Annotated in this window: 16 protein-coding genes; 8 read left to right on the top strand and 8 right to left on the bottom strand. The window is 58.2% G+C overall.

Annotated elements, in window-relative coordinates; genetic code table 11:
• The first annotated feature begins 5 nt into the window (after window positions 1–5).
• Genes CFII64_RS18520 through CFII64_RS18510 form a run of 3 tightly spaced genes read left to right on the top strand, consistent with a single transcriptional unit; the run spans window position 6 to window position 3,125 of the window.
• Window positions 6–944, top strand: a complete 939-nt coding sequence (locus CFII64_RS18520; protein WP_044901500.1) for a 3-keto-5-aminohexanoate cleavage protein — start codon at window positions 6–8, stop codon at window positions 942–944.
• A 46-nt stretch (window positions 945–990) separates the two neighbouring features.
• On the top strand, window positions 991–2,316 hold the full coding sequence (locus CFII64_RS18515; RefSeq protein ID WP_020292351.1) for an MFS transporter: 1,326 nt from the start codon (window positions 991–993) through the stop codon (window positions 2,314–2,316).
• 17 nt (window positions 2,317–2,333) lie between these two features.
• Window positions 2,334–3,125 (top strand): SDR family oxidoreductase, encoded by a 792-nt coding sequence (locus CFII64_RS18510; protein WP_020292350.1) that lies wholly within the window; start codon window positions 2,334–2,336, stop codon window positions 3,123–3,125.
• A 29-nt stretch (window positions 3,126–3,154) separates the two neighbouring features.
• On the opposite strand, the gene CFII64_RS18505 is transcribed toward CFII64_RS18510, so the two are convergent.
• Window positions 3,155–3,796, bottom strand: a complete 642-nt coding sequence (locus CFII64_RS18505; protein ID WP_020292349.1) for a TetR/AcrR family transcriptional regulator — start codon at window positions 3,794–3,796, stop codon at window positions 3,155–3,157.
• 108 nt (window positions 3,797–3,904) lie between these two features.
• Between CFII64_RS18505 and CFII64_RS18500 the strand changes: the two genes are divergently transcribed.
• Complete coding sequence (locus tag CFII64_RS18500) at window positions 3,905–5,110, top strand: MFS transporter (protein WP_020292348.1); 1,206 nt, start codon at window positions 3,905–3,907, stop codon at window positions 5,108–5,110.
• A gap of 129 nt (window positions 5,111–5,239) precedes the next feature.
• On the opposite strand, the gene CFII64_RS18495 is transcribed toward CFII64_RS18500, so the two are convergent.
• The 3 genes from CFII64_RS18495 to CFII64_RS18485 form a co-directional block, all read right to left on the bottom strand.
• Window positions 5,240–6,133 (bottom strand): LysR family transcriptional regulator, encoded by an 894-nt coding sequence (locus CFII64_RS18495; protein ID WP_020292347.1) that lies wholly within the window; start codon window positions 6,131–6,133, stop codon window positions 5,240–5,242.
• A gap of 63 nt (window positions 6,134–6,196) precedes the next feature.
• Window positions 6,197–6,703, bottom strand: a complete 507-nt coding sequence (msrA, locus tag CFII64_RS18490; protein WP_020292346.1) for a peptide-methionine (S)-S-oxide reductase MsrA — start codon at window positions 6,701–6,703, stop codon at window positions 6,197–6,199.
• Between the two features lie 142 nt (window positions 6,704–6,845).
• Window positions 6,846–7,550 (bottom strand): haloacid dehalogenase type II, encoded by a 705-nt coding sequence (locus CFII64_RS18485; RefSeq protein ID WP_020292345.1) that lies wholly within the window; start codon window positions 7,548–7,550, stop codon window positions 6,846–6,848.
• A 111-nt stretch (window positions 7,551–7,661) separates the two neighbouring features.
• Here CFII64_RS18485 and CFII64_RS18480 point away from each other — a divergent pair, with 111 nt between their 5' ends.
• On the top strand, window positions 7,662–8,498 hold the full coding sequence (locus tag CFII64_RS18480) for a LysR family transcriptional regulator (protein ID WP_020292344.1): 837 nt from the start codon (window positions 7,662–7,664) through the stop codon (window positions 8,496–8,498).
• 31 nt (window positions 8,499–8,529) lie between these two features.
• Here CFII64_RS18480 and CFII64_RS18475 read toward each other — a convergent pair whose 3' ends face one another.
• Window positions 8,530–9,474 (bottom strand): LysR family transcriptional regulator, encoded by a 945-nt coding sequence (locus CFII64_RS18475; RefSeq protein WP_020292343.1) that lies wholly within the window; start codon window positions 9,472–9,474, stop codon window positions 8,530–8,532.
• Window positions 9,475–9,610: 136 nt separating this feature from the next.
• Between CFII64_RS18475 and CFII64_RS18470 the strand changes: the two genes are divergently transcribed.
• Both CFII64_RS18470 and CFII64_RS18465 read left to right on the top strand, forming a co-directional pair.
• A complete protein-coding gene (locus CFII64_RS18470; RefSeq protein ID WP_020292342.1) occupies window positions 9,611–10,666 on the top strand; it encodes a tartrate dehydrogenase in 1,056 nt (351 codons plus the stop codon).
• Between the two features lie 122 nt (window positions 10,667–10,788).
• Window positions 10,789–12,153, top strand: coding sequence for a dicarboxylate/amino acid:cation symporter (locus CFII64_RS18465; protein WP_020292341.1), 1,365 nt, complete (start codon window positions 10,789–10,791; stop codon window positions 12,151–12,153).
• A gap of 117 nt (window positions 12,154–12,270) precedes the next feature.
• Here the strand turns inward: CFII64_RS18465 and CFII64_RS18460 are convergent, their stop codons facing one another.
• Together CFII64_RS18460 and CFII64_RS18455 are read right to left on the bottom strand one after the other, a co-directional pair.
• Entirely contained in the window at window positions 12,271–14,445 is a 2,175-nt protein-coding gene (locus CFII64_RS18460) for a TonB-dependent siderophore receptor (RefSeq protein ID WP_020292340.1), read from the bottom strand.
• Between the two features lie 219 nt (window positions 14,446–14,664).
• The gene (locus CFII64_RS18455) at window positions 14,665–15,438 is read right to left on the bottom strand and encodes an SDR family NAD(P)-dependent oxidoreductase (RefSeq protein WP_020292339.1); all 774 of its coding nucleotides are present in this window, start codon (window positions 15,436–15,438) and stop codon (window positions 14,665–14,667) included.
• Between the two features lie 174 nt (window positions 15,439–15,612).
• Between CFII64_RS18455 and CFII64_RS18450 the strand changes: the two genes are divergently transcribed.
• Window positions 15,613–16,188 carry a TetR/AcrR family transcriptional regulator gene (locus CFII64_RS18450; RefSeq protein WP_020292338.1) on the top strand — a complete coding sequence of 192 codons (576 nt, stop codon included), beginning with the start codon at window positions 15,613–15,615 and terminating at the stop codon, window positions 16,186–16,188.
• A 57-nt stretch (window positions 16,189–16,245) separates the two neighbouring features.
• Here CFII64_RS18450 and CFII64_RS18445 read toward each other — a convergent pair whose 3' ends face one another.
• A complete protein-coding gene (locus CFII64_RS18445) occupies window positions 16,246–16,860 on the bottom strand; it encodes a TetR/AcrR family transcriptional regulator (protein WP_020292337.1) in 615 nt (204 codons plus the stop codon).
• Window positions 16,861–16,867 lie beyond the last annotated feature (7 nt).

Below are 16,867 nucleotides of genomic sequence, written 5' to 3'. Positions count from 1 at the left end.
TCCCAATGAGTCTGCCGAGCCGAAAAATCATCATTTCCTGTGCGATCACGGGTGCGACTCACACGCCGTCAATGTCCGAGTACCTTCCACTGACACCCGTAGACATTGCGCAACAGTCCATTGAAGCGGCGCAAGCGGGGGCCGCCATCCTGCATCTGCACGCACGCGATCCTCACGATGGCCGGCCGACTCCGGACCCGGAAGTTTTCAGGCAGTTCGTCCCGGTAATCGCCCAGGAGACGGATGCAATCATCAATATCACTACCGGCGGCAGCACGCGCATGACGCTGGCTCAGCGGCTCGCTTATCCGCTGATTGCCAGGCCGGAGCTCTGTTCGCTGAATATGGGCTCGATGAATTTTTCGATTCATCCTGTCGCGCGGAAAATCTCCAGCTGGAACCATGAGTGGGAGAAGGACCACGTCGAAGGGATGGAAGATGTCGTTTTCAAGAATACCTTCAAGGACATCAAGGACATCATGCTGGAGCTCGGTGCGCACGGTACTCGTTTCGAGTTTGAATGCTACGACGTAGGCCACCTCTACAACCTTGCGTATTTCGTCGAGCAAGGCCTGGTCAAACCACCGCTGTTCATCCAGTCCTGCTTCGGCATTCTCGGTGGTCTGGGTGCTGACCCTGAGAACCTGACGATCATGCGGACCACGGCTGACCGCCTTTTTGGCCGACAGAACTACGAGTTCTCCATTCTCGGTGCCGGGCGGCATCAACTGCCCTTTGTAACCATGGGCGCGATCATGGGCGGTAACGTGCGAGTCGGCCTGGAAGACAGCATCTACCTGGCAAAAGGGGTGAAGGCCAAAACCAATGCTGAACAGGTAAGAAAAATTCGCCACATTCTCGAAGAATTGTCCTTTGAAATCGCAACACCTGATGAAGCCCGGCAGATGCTGGGTCTCAAAGGCAGACAGAACGTGCAACTGTAGGTTCTGCCTGGAACTGACCCAGAAAAATAACAAGAAGAGGTTCGCTATGACGATCATGCTCAGTACTCAGGAGACGCACATTCTGGCCACCCGGCGAGCGATGGCTCGACTCATTCCGCTGATGTGCGCCATTTACTTCATGTCCTATCTGGACCGCACCAACGTCGCCCTGGCCAAGGCGGCTTTGAGTGCCGATCTGGGAATCAGTGCCGCGGCCTATGGCTTGGGGGCGGGGATCTTCTTTCTCGGTTACGCGCTGCTGGAAGTGCCCAGCAACCTCTTGGCTCATCGCATCGGGCCGCGTCGCTGGATTGCGAGGATCGCCGTGACCTGGGGCACGCTGTCGTCGGCCATGATGTTCGTCCAGGGTGAATGGTCTTTTTACTTGCTGCGGGTTCTTCTAGGCATCGCCGAAGCCGGGCTGTTTCCCGCACTCATGTACATGGTCACGCTGTGGTTTGCGCCCAAGGACCGAGCCATTGCGATTGGCTGGATATACCTGGCACCGGCATTGGCGCTGGTCATTGGCAATCCCATCGGAGGTGCGCTGATGAAGATGGACGGAATCGGCGGGCTGCATGGCTGGCAGTGGATGTTTTTGCTGGAAGGCCTGCCCAGCATCATCGTCGGAGTGATTCTGTGGTTCAAACTGCCTGAGCGTCCTCGGGATGCGCGCTGGCTGACCAAGGAAGAGGCACAATCTCTGGAGACTCACGCGCTGCTTGCGGGACACGCTGACTCCCATGAATATTCGGGGCACTGGGTCAAGGCGCTGAAACGACCGACGACGATTCTCATCGGCTTGATCTATTTCTTGAACCAGGTCGCGTTCGTGGGCCTGGTGTTCTTTACCCCTTCGATCATTCAGCAGATGCAGATAACCTCGCCACTGACCGTCGGGTTGCTGTCCAGTAGCGTCGGAATCGGCTTTCTTGCCGGGGTGTTGGTCCTGCCCAGAATTCACCGCAAAATCGCCCGGGATTGCTATTGCCTGGGTCTGTTCACCTGTGGATTGATCGCCAGTTCCGTAGCGTTCACGTTAATCAGCGACGCCTCGGCGCGCATCGCATTATTCACCGCCACCGCGTTTTTCGCCGGCGGCGTGTTGCCAATCTACTGGGCAATTGCCATGAAGCGCCTGCAGGGCATTCAAGCCGCCGCCGGGCTGGCGTTCATCAACACCATCGGTTTATTAGGCGGCTTCGCCGGACCCTATCTGTTCGGACTGTCGGAAAAGGCCTCGGGATTAAGTTCCTCAGGTTTCTATGTGATCGTCTCAGCCGCAGTGCTGGGGTTGCTGCTGGTGCCTTTGCTGGCAAAAGCCATAGCGGCAGAGTCGAGTCCGTTGCTGCCACAGCCGGTTACCGAATAAAAACAAGAGGAAACGTTATGAAGATCATCGACCTGCTCAATCCCCCGGCGAATTTGAAAGTCGTCATAACCGGGGGCGCCGCCGGGATTGGCGCGGTCATCGCAAAGGCCTTTCATGAGGTGGGCGCGCACGTCTACATTTGCGATATCAACGCCAGTGCCGTCGACCGAATGAAGCTCGAATACCCGGGTTTGCAGGGCGGCGTGGTTGATGTCGGGATCAAGCAGCAGGTGGACCGGGTTATGGACGAGGCGCTCTCGCTGCTCGGTGGTCTGGACGTCCTGGTCAACAACGCAGGAATTGCCGGGCCTACAGGGAATATCGAGGATCTGGACGCGGATGAATGGGATCAGACCGTCGCTACCAACCTCAACAGCCAATACTACTTCGCGAGCAAGGCCAGTCCGTTCTTGAAGCAGTCCAGGCAGAACCCGCACATCATTGCCATGTCTTCGGTTGCGGGCCGCCTCGGGTACCCCTTCAGAACGCCTTATGCATCGACCAAGTGGGCAATTGTAGGACTGATGAAGTCGTTGGCGGCAGAACTGGGGCCGCACAATGTCCGCGTCAACGCCATCCTGCCGGGCGTGGTCGCCGGGGAGCGTATGGACCGGGTGATTGACGCGCGTGCGAAAACGCTGGATATCAGCTTCGAGTCCATGCGCGATCAGTACCTGGATAAAATCTCGCTACGCCGAATGGTAACGATGGAGGATATCGCCGCAATGGCACTGTTTCTGTCCTCGCAGGCAGCGGCCAACATCAGCGGTCAAGCGATCAGCGTCGATGGTAACGTCGAATACTTGTGACAGCGGATCACCTCAGGCTCGCGCGCTCCTCAGCCTTGAGGATCTGCCAAAGCCGGACGAGCGCTGCGTGACGCATCCCATAAAGTCATGATTTGCGTCACTGCATTGTCTATCGTTTCGAAGGGCACACCGTCTCGCGCAATGACCGAAATCCCCAGCAGAAAGCTGTCGAACACTGTGGCCAGCGCAGATGGCACGACCGTTGTCGGCAGTTCCCCACTTGCAATGGCTCGCTCGACACATGCCACTATGCCGGCGCGGTTCAAGGATCTTGCCTGAGCCAGCGGCTCAGAGATGGCCTTACTCTCGTCCGAGCAGGCACTCAAGAGACCAAGCGCCACCAGGCACCCTTTGGGATGGTCGGGTTCGCACTGCATTTTCGCTGAACGCCGCAGCGTGAGTTCAATCGCCTCCCTGGGCGGGAGAGTCGTATCAAACAGACTCTCGGTCACCCTGCCATGGGTATTCAGATATCGCTCCATAACCTCTTGGAACAGCGCCTGCTTTGAGCCGAACGCTGCGTAAAAGCTGGGCGCGGTGATACCGCCACCGATATTGGCCTTGAGCTGGCTGAGCGAGGTCGCATCAAAGCCATGCTCCCAAAACAAATGCAGGGCCTGAGTGATTGCCACGTCCCGGTCAAAGGTGCGCGGACGTCCCATCTGTGCCATGTGAACCTCCTCTCGAACTACATAAATACTAGTCGATACATAAGTCGTTGACTAGCCAGCGACTCATCCCTATATTTGTACCGATCAGTATATTAGTGGGGGTGCACAATGACGGAAGATGAGCGACAAGGCGGAAAGCTTCCGCTGGGTGCATTACTGGCGCTGGCGATGACCGGCTTCATTTGCATTGTGACGGAGACCTTGCCCGCAGGTTTGCTGCCCGAGATTGGCAGTGGCCTGGCTATCTCGCCATCTCTGGCGGGGCAGATGGTGACTGTCTATGCGTTGGGGTCATTGCTGGCGGCAATACCTCTGACCATTGCCACGCAAAACTGGCGGCGCAGGACGGTACTGCTGCTGACGATCATCGGCTTTCTGGTGTTCAATTCCATCACGGCGCTGTCTTCCCATTACTGGCTGACGCTGATTGCGCGGTTTTTTGCCGGGGTTTCAGCGGGGTTGGCCTGGAGCCTTATCGCCGGTTATGCACGGCGTATGGTCGCCCCTCGGTTGCAAGGGCGCGCATTGGCGGTAGCGATGGTGGGTACACCCATCGCGTTGTCATTGGGCGTGCCGATGGGAACCTGGCTGGGTGGATTCATGGGTTGGCGCATGGTCTTTGGATTGATGTCCGGATTGACCCTGGCATTGATCGCTTGGGTGTTGATCAAAGTGCCAGACTACCCTGGCCAGTCATCCTCGCAGCGCATAGCGTTACGTCAGGTATTTTTTACCCCCGGCGTACGCTCGGTCCTGGGTGTCGTGTTTACCTGGATGCTGGCCCACAACATTCTTTATACCTATGTCGCGCCCTTTGTTTCGAAGGCTGGGTTGACCCGCCAGGTTGATTTGGTACTGCTCGCATTTGGTGTCGCGGCGCTGGCCGGAATCTGGCTCACGGGGCGACTGGTTGATCGCCATCTGCGAACAGCAGTGCTGGCCAGCCTTGCAACCTTCGCAGCGGTTTCGATTTTCCTCGGATTGTTCTCAGGCTCCGCATCGGCCATTTACGCGGGTGTCTTCATCTGGGGGCTGACCTTTGGCGGTGCGGCGACGCTTCTGCAAACAGCACTCGCTGACGCTGCAGGCGAGGGCGCCGACGTTGCTCTCTCCATGAACGTAGTGGTTTGGAACAGTGCTATCGCTGGCGGTGGATTGCTGGGAGGTGTGCTGCTCGGCCAATGGGGGGTGAGTGCATTTCCGGGCGTGTTGTTGGCGTTACTGTTGATCAGCCTGGTCATTGCGTTTCGGGCAAGGGAGCATGGCTTTCCGCAAGGCAATCGGCATACCGCTCAGGTGGTTGTTGGTCATTGATTGGTGGACAGCATGCCGCCGCATCGTCGTGGCTTTCAGTTGTATGCAAGGCCATGGTTGACGCTTATCGAACTTGAGCCTTGCATTAAGCGTGCTCGCGCTCCGATTCTTGCTGCCGAAAGTGTTTCTTCAGCCCAACGCTTGCATCAGATGGTCCACAAAACAGCGCAGTTTCAAGGTCATTTGGCGGTCTGCCGCATACAGCAAGTGGACGGGGCGCACAGGTCCCTCGTAGCCGGGCAGTACGCGCACCAGGAGGCCGGATGCCAGGTCGCTCGCTAGGGCACGCTCGTAGCCGATCAAGATGCCAAAGCCATCACGCGCAGCGGCACGCAAGGCCTCCCAATCATTGACATGCAGGCGTCCGCGCACGGGGACCTCTGTGACCTGCCCATCTTGCTCGAAATGCCAATTGCGGCTGAGGTCGGATACCCAAGGGGCAAAGCCCAGGCACTCATGGTTGATGAGATCCGACGGCAGCTGCGGCGTACCGTGCGCCAGCAGGTACGCGGGTGATGCACAGGCCACCAGGCGATAGGCTTGCAAAGGTCTGGCAACCAGGGCCAGATCTTTTTGCAGCGGCCCGAGACGTACCACCGCTTCATACCCTTCTTCCACCGGATCGATCAGGCGATCCGACAGGGTCAACTCAACATCAATGTCGGGATAACGATCAAGAAAGCGTGTAACCAACGGTATTAATTCATGGCGCCCAAAAGTGACGGGCGCATTGATGCGCAGGCGACCTTGCGGTTTGGCGTGTGATGACTGGACCAGTGAGTCGGCCGCTTCCACTTCGTCGAGGACCGATTGGCATCGGTCCAGATAAAGACGGCCGAATACCGTCAAGCTTTGCTTGCGGGTTGTCCGATTCAATAAACGGGTTGCCACCCGTTGTTCAAGGCCCTCGATGTGTCTGGCCACCATCTGTGGCGACATATTGAGCTTTTCCGCTGCGGCAGCGAAAGACCCGTAGCGAGCCGTCTGGACAAACACCGTCATGCTGGTCAGTCGATCAAGCATTAACAATCACCCGTTGTTGAAAGAACAACATGCAGCGTTGCACCTTGATGGGGCTACCGGGTCTCAGGCGCGCTTCGGCAGTTTCCAGTTCGGCCGGATGAAGTGGCAGGTGTAGCCGTTGGGGATCCGCTCCAGGTAATCCTGGTGTTCCGGCTCCGCCTCCCAGAATGGCCCCGCCGGTTCAATTTCGGTAACCACGCGGCCAGGCCACAGTTGCGAGGCGTCGACGTCGGCAGCGGTGTCTTCGGCAACATCGCGTTGCTGTTCGCTGAGGTAATAGATCGCCGAACGGTAGCTGGGGCCGAGGTCGTTGCCTTGACGGTTGGGCGTGCTGGGGTCATGAATCTGGAAAAAGAATTCGAGGATCTGCCGGTAACTGATGACGGCAGGGTCGAAGACGATTTCAATGGCTTCGGCGTGATTTCCATGATTACGGTAAGTCGCGTTCGCCACATCGCCGCCGGTATAGCCGACCCGCGTTTGCAGCACGCCGGGGTAGCGGCGCAGCAAGTCTTGCATACCCCAGAAGCAGCCGCCGGCGAGGATGGCGGTTTCGGTTTGGCTGGTCATGGTCTGTCCTTCCCCTCGGGTGATGTCGGATATAGCCATTGTTATGAGGGCGCGCTGCGTGATTCCAAGGACGGGTTGTCATCTTTCCCGAATTCATTGCCGAGTCTGATGCTTACAGGCCCGGCCACGTGGGCTGTTCTATTCATTCAAACCAATGACTGAGCAACGCCGGAATTTCGTCCAGCGTGCGGACGGTCGCATCGGGTTGATAATCCGGCAGCAGTTGGCGACCGGTGCCACGGTCGACCCAGACACAGCGAAACCCCATGTCCCGCGCCACCGGATGATCCAGCTGCGGGCTGGCACAAATGTGCAGGACTTGATCAAGGGTTACCCCAAGTTCCCGATGAGCGTAGTCAAACAGGCGGCGGTCCGGCTTATAGGCGCCTGCCTGCTGGGCGGTGATGACACGATCTATATGGCCGCCAAGCTGGGCGACATTGCCCGCGATGATGTCGTCGTCGGTGTTGGAGACGATGCACAGCTTGTAACCAGCGGCCTTCAAACGGGCCAGTGTCGGCACGACCTCTGGAAACGGCGGCATGCGGGATATGCCTGAGGTGAGATATTCGCGGTCCAGTGCGCTGCATGAAAGCCCCAGCTCATCGAAGGCCATGCCCAGGCTCAACCCGCTCAGCTCGCGAAAGGACCTGAAAGGTGGTGTCTGCTCCAGCGCATGTTCATGACGATCATAGAGACGGATCAACTGTCTGGGGTCGACTTCGCCAAGCTGCTTGTCCCGCAGGATGTTCCTGACAGCGGCAAGCAGACCTTCATCCCACTGGATCAAGGTTCCGTAGCAGTCGAAGGTGAGCCATTCGGGACGAGGCGTAGCGATCAGTGGCATGACGAGATTCCTGTGATGAGCAAGTGAGCCCAGCATAGAAAAGCTGTTTCATATTTTGAAATTAAATTACTATCCGTTTGATAGTTGAATTTCAAATGAGTCAGTAAAGCCATGCTGGATCTTGAGCTGCTGAAAACCTTTGTCTGTGTGATCGACGAAGGCGGCTTCACACGCGCCGCCGAGCGAGTGCACAGAACTCAATCAACGGTCAGCCAGCAGGTTCGCAAACTTGAGGAGGTGCTGGGCCAGCCGTTGCTGCTGCGGGATCGAACCGGCAGCCAGTTGAGCCTTACCGAACACGGTGCGGTGCTGCTGCCTTACGCCCGGCGTCTATTGGCATTGGCTTCGGAGGCCGAGGAAGCTTTGCTCAGTGAAGTCACTCTGGAATCGCTGCGGTTGGGCGTGCCAGAGGATTTCGATGCATTGCGAATGACGTCGATACTCGCGGGTTTCAATCATGTCAGGCCAGGCGTAAGACTGGAGACCATCAGCGGCATGAGCATCGACCTGCGTCATAAGCTGGCCATCGGCGACATCGATATCGCCCTGGTCAAGCGTGAACCCGGAGCGGGTCCGAGCCTGGCCAGTTGGCCTGAAGAACTGGTATGGGTGAAGGGCCAAGGCGTGGGACTGGGGCAAGAGGCTGTTCCCTTGGCGCTCTTCCCCCAAGGGTGCATTTATCGCCAGCGTGCCATTCGGGCGCTGGACTCTATCCAGCGGCGCTGGCGATTGGCTTTTGGCAGCCATAGCCTGACGGGCATTCAGGCTGCGGTAGCTGGTGGTTTGGGGGTTTCCGTTTTGCCTGCCTCGGCCGTGTTGCCGCAGCATGTCATCTGTCGGGACATGCCGGCGGTGCCACCCTCCGAGATGGCGTTGCTCAGCACGGGTGCAACCCTCACTGCCGCCCAAGTGGCCTTGGTCAGATACCTGCGCGAAGCGCTGCACTGAAAGTATGTTGTCGAAAAGTAGACATCCCACTTTAAATTTTTGTGGGCCGGTCGCCATCAAGGGCCAGTTCGGGGTCATCCAGGTTGTCGATATGCCTGAAGCGCTCCACCAGGAAGTCGATAAGGCTGCGTACCCGCGCGGACAAATGCAGTTGCTGCGGATAGACCGCGTAGACGTCCGCTCGGGTGGGCGTCTGGTCTTCAAGCACCAGGCGCAACCGGCCACTGCGTACATACCGGGCGATGTCCCATTCCGCTCTAAGCAAAATGCCATAGCCTTCCAGCGCCCAGTTCAGGGCGACTTCACCGTCGTTGCAGCCCAGCGCGCCACGGACTTTGATGTTCTGCGTGCGACTGCCGCTGGTGAAACTCCAAACGCCATAGGGTGTTTCGTTTTGCCTGAGGAAAATGCAGTTGTGTTGCTGCAGGTCTGCCAGACGCTCGGGCACACCGTGCTTATCCAGATAGAGCGGGGAGGCGCACAGCAGACGCCGGTTGGAAGCAATCTTGCGCGCATGAAACGCCGCGTCGGGCAATGTTCCGAAGCGAATGCCCAGGTCGAAGCCGTGGGTGGCGAGGTCCAGCGGGTGGTCACTGATTTCCAGCTGGATTTCCACCTCCGGGTAGCGCGAAAAGAACGCGGCCAACGCGGGGCCGATGTAGCGCCGACCGAAACCGAGTGACGCATTGACCCGAATCAACCCTTTGGGCGTTGCGCGGCTGCTGCTGACCAGCTGCTCGACCTCGTCGATCTGGGTCAGGATCCGCGCAGCATGGGAAAAATACAGCTCGCCTTCTGCCGTCAGACTCATCGACCGGGTTGTGCGATTGACCAGACGAATGCCAAGGCGCGCCTCCAGCGCCGTCAGGCGTTTGCTCACGGCGGGCGGCGTCACGCCAAGCTCGCGAGCGGTGGCCGCAAGGCTGCCCTGATTGGCTAACAGGTAGAAAAAAGACAAATCCAGTGTCTGGCTCATTCGTAACTCAAAGTTATGGATGTAGTGATTTTCAGTAACTCACACTGTTATGGGCAATACATATACTCCGCTCACACCCCGATTGGACAGCCTTGTTCGACGGACAAAACAAAAATTGAGCGGGTAGGTACTGAAGATGAGCACATACAAAATTGCAGCGGTTCCAGGTGATGGTATCGGCGTAGAGGTCATCGCTGCCGGTGTGGCAGTACTCAAGGCCCTGTCGAAAAGGTCCGGTTTTGACATCGCGTTCAAAGACTTCGACTGGAATTCCGATAACTACCTGAAAAACGGCTACTACATTCCCGAAGGTGGCCTGGAAGAACTGAAGACCTTCGACGCTATCTTTTTCGGCGCGGTCGGTGCCCTGAACGTCCCTGATCATATTTCGCTCTGGGGGCTGCGCCTGCCGATTTGCCAGGGTTTTGACCAGTACGCCAACGTGCGGCCTGCCCGCGTGCTGCCGGGTGTGAAAAGCCCGCTGCACAATGGCGACCAGATCGATTGGGTGGTGGTACGTGAAAACTCCGAAGGCGAATACTCCGGCAATGGCGGTCGCGTTCATCGCGGTCTGCCGGAGGAGGTGGCAACCGAAGTGTCGATTTTCACCCGCACCGGGGTTGAGCGTATTCATCGCTTTGCTTTTGAGTTGGCCCGCAGTCGGCCGCGTAAGCACCTGACCATGGTCACCAAATCCAACGCGCAGCGTCATGGCATGGTGCTGTGGGACGAGATTTTCTACGAGGTCGCCAAGGACTTCCCGGATGTGAAAATCGATAAGGAGCTGGTCGATGCCGTGACCACGCGCATGGTGCTCAAACCTTCGACGCTGGACGTGATCGTCGCCACCAACCTGCATGCCGACATATTGTCCGACCTTGCGGCCGCGTTGTCGGGCAGCCTGGGCATTGCGCCCACCGCCAATCTCAACCCGTCACGCCAATTCCCGTCGATGTTCGAGCCGATTCACGGCTCAGCCTTCGACATCACCGGCAAAGGCGTCGCCAATCCAATAGCGACGTTCTGGACCGCTGCCATGATGCTTGAGCACCTCGGCGAGCCCGCCGCTGCCAAGCAATTGATGTCGGCTATTGAGGCTGTGACCGAAAGCGGATTGCACACCCCCGATCTCGGCGGCACAGCCACCACGCGTGAGATCACTGATGCAGTCATCGCGCTGATCAACCGCTGAGGCGAGCACGACTGCATCACGTTCTGCTGGTTCAAGCACTGCTGCGGCACTTCGCCTGGGGGACGATCAACGATTCGGCTCCTGGGCATTTCCTGACAACAATAAAAAATCAGGGCCCCGTCATGAAAACAATTTTTGGAAAGCTCTACGTACAGGTTCTGCTGGCCGTCATCCTCGGCGCCATTATCGGCGTATTGGTGCCCGAGACCGGCACCGCGCTCAAGCCTTTAGGCGACGCCTTCATCAAGCTGATCAAAATGCTCCTGGCACCGGTGATTTTCCTCACCGTGGTTACCGGCATCGCCAAGATGGAAAGCATGAAAGAGTTGGGGCGTGTCGGTTTTCGCGCACTGATCTATTTCGAAGTGGTGTCGACGCTGGCGCTGGTGGTCGGGCTGGTAGTCGTGAACGTGTTCAAGCCGGGTGTTGGCATGAACGTCGACATCGCAAGCCTCGACACCTCCAGCCTTGCGACTTACACCACCGCGGCCAGGCACGCGTCGTTCATGGACTTCATCATGAACATCATTCCCGACACCATTGTGGACGCCTTCGCCAAGGGCAACGTGCTGCAAATTCTGCTGTTTTCGATCTTGCTCGGCGTGGCGCTGGCCCAGGTCGGGCCACGGGGAAAAGTCTTTGTCGACACGCTCGACAGTCTGATGCAGGGCATGTTCAGGATCGTCAACATGGTGATGCGCCTGGCCCCGATTGGCGCATTTGGCGCGATTGCGTTCACCATTGGCAAGTATGGTTTTGGCTCGCTGTTCTCGCTGGGCAAACTGATGGCCTGCGTCTACCTCACCTGCGCGGTGTTCGTGATTGTTGTCCTTGGGCCGATCTGCCGCTACAGCGGCTTCAGCCTGTGGAAATTTCTGCGCTTCATCAAGGAAGAACTGTTTACGGTGCTGGGCACCAGTTCCTCCGAATCGGTGCTGCCGCAGATGATTTCGAAGATGGAAAAAGCCGGGGTCTCCAAGCCGGTTGCCGGGATGATTATTCCCTCCGGTTTGACCTTCAATCCCGACGGCCAGGCTATCTATTACACCATCGCCGCGATTTTCATCGCCCAGGCCACTAACACACCCTTGACCCTTGCGGATCAACTGATCGTGCTGGCGGTGCTGATGTTCACCTCAAAGGGCTCGGCGGGCGTGACGGGATCGGGCTTCATCATCCTTGCTGCCACGTTGGCGTCGTTGGGGACGATCCCGGTCGCCGGGATGGTCTTACTGCTGGGTGTGGACCGATTCATGTCGGAAGCCCGCGCGATCACCAACACCATTGGTAATGGCGTCGGCACGATGGCCATTGCCAAATGGGTAGGTGCCCTAGATAAAGACAAGATGAACCGCGCGCTGAACGGTGAGCCTGAACCTGTGGAAGGCGCTGTAGCGGTCCCAAACACTGGCGGGGCATCCTACGCCGCAACCACAGAAATAATGGGGCCGGTGGCAGGCCTGACGGTTTCGGCCAGCCGCGTTTGAAAACCCCGTCAAAGCTGGCCGTCGGCGTTATCTTGAGCTGACGGCCTTTTCGTTCAGGGTGAAATGACGTGCGAGCCTGCGGATCGAGTGTCGCGCGCGTCCGTGCCCTTGCGGCACCTAGAAGCTGTATTTAGCGGTCAACATCAAGTTACGCGGGTTGCCATAGCTGTCGCCGCCATAGCTCACGGAGTTGGCGATGGCCGAGTAGTACTTGCGGTCGAAGACGTTGTTGGCGTTGAGTTGCAGGTCCATGTGCTTGTTGACCCGATAGCCGGCCATCAGGTCGGTGATGGCGTACGCACCCTGTTCCAGGCGATGGCTGCTGCCGTCGGCCAGGTCGATGTCGTTGTACAAGCGGCTTTGCCAGTTGATGTTGCCGCCAACGCGCAGGTCTTTCAGCGGGCCCTGGAAGCGATAGGTGCTGGACAGCTTGAACATATGCTCCGGTATGTCGGTGTCGAAGCGCTGATTCACTTTTTCGGGGTTGGCCTCATCCTTGGTAGTGTGCGCACGGGCGTAGGTGTAGCCACCGCCAATCTGCCAGTTCTCGGTCAGCGCGCCTTGTAGTTCGATGTCGATACCCTGGCTGCGAATCTCCCCAGAGGCCTCATAGCAGCTTTCTTGCGGGCAGTTCGGTACGAACACCTGCACTGCGCGGTTTTCCTGGTCGACGCGGAACACCGCCAGACTGGCGTTTAGCGCGCCGTCGAAGTATTCGCCCTTGATGCCGATTTCGTAGTTCTTGCCCACAATTGGCTTGACCGGGGTCGCGGAAGTGTCCTTCGCGGTCTGCGGGGTAAAGATGTCGCTGTAGCTGGCGTAGACCGAGTGATGATCGTCCAGCTCGTAGATAAGTCCGGCGTAGCGGGTGACGTTGCGAGTGACTTTGTAGTCGCCGTCGCCATCGCGGTTATCGTAGTCATACCAGTCCAGGCGCCCGCCGAGGATCAGCTTCAACGGGTCGGCCAGGCTGAAGCGACTGGTCATGTATACGCCATCCTGGGTGGTGACTTCACGGGTGCTTCCAGCGTGGACGAAGTCGGGCTTGCCGGCATTCAGCGGCCAGTTGAGGTCGTATGGGCTGTAGTCATGGGAGGTCATGTCGTAGATGCGCTTGCTGGCACCCACCACCAGTTCGTGGGTCCGACCGAGCGCTTCGAAGGGCCCGCTGACAAAAGCGTCCAGACCCGCCTGATTTTCATCGTGGGCTGACTGGTAAACGGTCCGGGCCAGCGCGTTGTTGACCCAGCGTGACTGATAGGAACCAGAAAACAGCGCATTCTGCTCGGAATAATTGGCGTTGACCTGCAGCTTCCAGTCGTTGGCCAGACGCTGGCGAATCTCCGCGAACACGGTATTGATTTCCTGGTCCTTGTTTTCCCAGTCGGTACCGGGATTGTAGGAACGCGGCAGATCCAGGTGATGACCATCCTGACCGATCATCGACGAGCCCCAGAAGTAGTTGGTCTTGTCCTTCTGGTGAGAGAAACCCAGGGTCAGGGAAGTATCTTCACTCAGGTCTGCCTCGGTGACGGCGTAGAACAGGCCGTGGTCCTCATTCACGCCATCAATGAAACTGTTGGCGTCGCGATAGGATGTCACCACCCGGCCGCGCAGTGTGCCGCTGTCGTTGAGCGGACTGGAGGCGTCGAGTTCGCCGCGATAGCCGTCCCAGCTGCCAGCGGCGCCGGTCAGGGTGACTTTCTGCTCGGCCAGCGGCCGCTTGCGTATCAGGTTGATGGCCGCCGAAGGGTTGCCTGCACCCGTCACCAACCCGGTGGCACCGCGCACAATCTCGACCCGGTCGAACATCGCCAGATTGGGCTGGGCGCCGACCGTCACGCCGTTATAGCCGCTGGGGATGCCGTCGTACATGAGGTTGTCAATATTGAAACCTCGCGCCGAGTAGGCTTGCCGACCGGGCCCGCTGGAATAGTCGAGGTACAGTCCAGGAGTAGCTCTGACCACATCGTTGATGCTGGTCATGGCCTGGTCGTCCATGCGCTGGCGGGTAATCACGGTAACGGCCTGGGGTGTTTCACGCAGGGTCAGTGGCAACTTGGTCGCCGTGGACATTGAACCGGTGGTGTAGGAATCGGTGCCTTCGGTGGTGCTGCCCAGTTGGGTATTGGTGATCGCTGTTGCGCCCAGTTCGAGGGTAGCCCCCTTGGGTTTCTCCTGCGCGTCGCTGCTGTCATCTGCCAGGACCGGGGTCAGGGTTGCCATACAGACAGCCATGGCCAGAAGATTGCGGGACGGACTGAAAGAGCGCTGCGAAATAGGGCGCGACATAAAAGCTTCCTGACTCGTTAATGGTGCACAGAATGAGTGTGATAATCATTATCATTATTGTGTCAGGAATTGTTACGACGACAAAGCGCTTATACACAAAAATTTATTCAGGGAGAGAGGAGCAGGGCGGCCCTCCGATCAGCTGTTCCTGGCAAACTCTGTTGAAAACAAGCGCGGACATCGTTGACTTTGCCGGACCGATGGTCGCTCCCGCGTCAATCATCCACGAAAAAGCGGAATACCCCAGGGTGCGCCGGTAGTGCCACCATCGACGACAATCTCAGCGCCTGTCATGCCTGACGATGCTTCGGACGCGAGGAAAGCAACCGCCTGCGCCAACTCGTCTGCTTCGGCGAAGCGGCCCATGGGAATGCGCGGCGACATGGCTTTTTCAACGGCATCGACAGTGGCCCCGGAACGTGCGCCACGGCTCCAGATGGGTGTCCGGGTTGCGCCGGGAATGACCGAGTTGACGCGGATGCCCTTGGGCGCCAGTTCGGACGCAAATACTTTGGCCATCGAGGTAATTGCGCCTTTGCTGGCCGAGTACGCAGCAGACCCGGGCGAACCCAACTCACGCATCACCGAACCGTTGAGAATCACTGCACTGCCTTCCTTGAGCAGTGGCAGTACACCTTGCACGGTAAAAAACACCGCCGTCAGATTGGTCCGCACAATCCCTTCGAAAGCTTCCAGCGTGGTGCTGCCCAATGGCGTCGGCCCGGAAATGCCTGCGTTGGCAAAGACTACGTCCAGGGTGCCGAATCGTTCGCCTATCGCTTTCACCACGGCGTCAATTTCCGCCGGATTATTCAGGTCGGCCTGAATTCCCAGCACATCGCCGCCGAGCTCGGCCAGCGCAGTATCAAGTTTTGCCTGGTCGCGCCCGGTGATGGCAACGCGCGCGCCTTTTTCCAGCAGCAAGCGCGCAGTAGCGAGGCCAATGCCGCTATTACCGCCGGTGATCAAAACGGATTTGCCTGTGAGTTCCATGGTCGGTTCCTTTCATCAAACATGAGCAGCGTCGAAAAAAGAGGCATGTCGCCTCGGTAGGATTACGACCATACTCCTATAATATGGAGTTCGTCCATACGCCAGACTGATGTATTTCCAATATCATTTGGCGTATTGTCGTCTTCTTTATCAGGCCTTACGTTGGAGGAACCCATGTCGCGTTCACAGGCAGATAAAGCCGCCATTCATGAACAGATCGTCAATCTCGCCGCTGAGCGTTTCCGTGAGGTCGGCCTCAATGGCATCGGCGTCGCCGATCTGATGAAGGAGGCCGGGCGTACTGGCGGAGGGTTCTACAAGCACTTTGATTCCCGCGAGAAACTCGTGGAAGAAGCGTTGGGCTGCGCGTTCGAACAGCGCAGGACCAAGCTTGAGAAATACACTGCACCGGGCTCAACCCTGTCGCTTGGCGACTTCGTTGAGCGCTATCTGAGTGAACAGCACTTGAATGAACCGGGTTCAGGGTGCGCGCTTACGGCACTTGTGAACGACGTGGCTCGCAGTGGCGACTCTATCCGGGGCCTCTTTACCGAAGAAGTTGAAAGCGAACTGGCGGTTCTCGCCAGCCTGTTGAAAAGCAAGCAACCGGCGAAAAAGCGCGCTCAGGCACTGCTGGTCTTGTGTTCCCTGGTGGGCGCGATGGGGTTGTCTCGGGCAGTCAGCGATCCAACGCTGGTCGCAGAACTGTTGGCAACAGGCAAGACGCTGCTCAAGGCTGTCGATGCCTGAAGCCGTCACGATCTAAGGCACAAGCTTCAAAGCCTTGCTCGTGCTGGCACGGCAGCCTTAGTCAGCGCCCTGTAAAGCGCCTCGGATCAGTGACGCGAAAGCGCCTGTCACCTCATCCAGGCCATGCCTCCCGCGTACCAACGCGCCCGAAAGCGCTTCACCCGCGCCGACCAGACCGGTACAGCGTCGCTCCAGTTCGGCCGCTGACAAGGCTGTGTGGGGGGTGAGCACGGTCACGAACATCTGCACGCAGTTATCCAGTAGCTCCTGAAAAACCGCGGCCTTCTCGTTACTGCCAGCCAGCGCCGCGCCTACCGCATGGAATTCATCGGTGTTGTCTGCTGCGCACTGAATGTAGGCGCTGGCCAAGACCCGGGCAGTTTCCTCCAGACTCCGGGTGGTGCCGGACATCGCGTCACGGAAAGCGTGGACCCGCTCGGTATCAATCCATTTGTAGAGCTCGATCAGCAGGCACGATCGAGTGCTGAAATGATCGTAGACCACCGGTTTGGACACGCCTGCGCGGACGGCCAAATGGCCCAGGGTCAACCGGTCCGCGTCTTCCTCCCGCACGATCAGTAATGCCGTGTCCAGCAACTGACGCCGCCGATCCGCTTTCGAAAGCCGGCGCGTGGGTAAATGAGTGACGGCGTTCTCAATGTCTTTTTGCACTTTATCG

It is taken from the genome of Pseudomonas sp. CFII64, from assembly GCF_000416235.1.
Lineage (GTDB): Bacteria > Pseudomonadota > Gammaproteobacteria > Pseudomonadales > Pseudomonadaceae > Aquipseudomonas.
Note: the sequence above shows the minus strand (reverse complement) of the source record. Positions and strands in the feature narration are given on the sequence as shown.

Bases quoted from the DNA above. Each gene is read 5' to 3' on its own strand.
- CFII64_RS18495 (WP_020292347.1), bottom strand. From the start codon at position 6,133: ATGCTTGATCGACTGACCAGCATGACGGTGTTTGTCCAGACGGCTCGC.
- CFII64_RS18450 (WP_020292338.1), top strand. From the start codon at position 15,613: ATGTCGCGTTCACAGGCAGATAAAGCCGCCATTCATGAACAGATCGTC.
- CFII64_RS18465 (WP_020292341.1), top strand. From the start codon at position 10,789: ATGAAAACAATTTTTGGAAAGCTCTACGTACAGGTTCTGCTGGCCGTC.
- msrA (WP_020292346.1), bottom strand. From the start codon at position 6,703: ATGACCAGCCAAACCGAAACCGCCATCCTCGCCGGCGGCTGCTTCTGG.
- CFII64_RS18475 (WP_020292343.1), bottom strand. From the start codon at position 9,474: ATGAGCCAGACACTGGATTTGTCTTTTTTCTACCTGTTAGCCAATCAG.
- CFII64_RS18480 (WP_020292344.1), top strand. From the start codon at position 7,662: ATGCTGGATCTTGAGCTGCTGAAAACCTTTGTCTGTGTGATCGACGAA.
- CFII64_RS18505 (WP_020292349.1), bottom strand. From the start codon at position 3,796: ATGGCACAGATGGGACGTCCGCGCACCTTTGACCGGGACGTGGCAATC.
- CFII64_RS18510 (WP_020292350.1), top strand. From the start codon at position 2,334: ATGAAGATCATCGACCTGCTCAATCCCCCGGCGAATTTGAAAGTCGTC.
- CFII64_RS18500 (WP_020292348.1), top strand. From the start codon at position 3,905: ATGACGGAAGATGAGCGACAAGGCGGAAAGCTTCCGCTGGGTGCATTA.
- CFII64_RS18520 (WP_044901500.1), top strand. From the start codon at position 6: ATGAGTCTGCCGAGCCGAAAAATCATCATTTCCTGTGCGATCACGGGT.
- CFII64_RS18460 (WP_020292340.1), bottom strand. From the start codon at position 14,445: ATGTCGCGCCCTATTTCGCAGCGCTCTTTCAGTCCGTCCCGCAATCTT.
- CFII64_RS18515 (WP_020292351.1), top strand. From the start codon at position 991: ATGACGATCATGCTCAGTACTCAGGAGACGCACATTCTGGCCACCCGG.
- CFII64_RS18470 (WP_020292342.1), top strand. From the start codon at position 9,611: ATGAGCACATACAAAATTGCAGCGGTTCCAGGTGATGGTATCGGCGTA.
- CFII64_RS18485 (WP_020292345.1), bottom strand. From the start codon at position 7,550: ATGCCACTGATCGCTACGCCTCGTCCCGAATGGCTCACCTTCGACTGC.
- CFII64_RS18455 (WP_020292339.1), bottom strand. From the start codon at position 15,438: ATGGAACTCACAGGCAAATCCGTTTTGATCACCGGCGGTAATAGCGGC.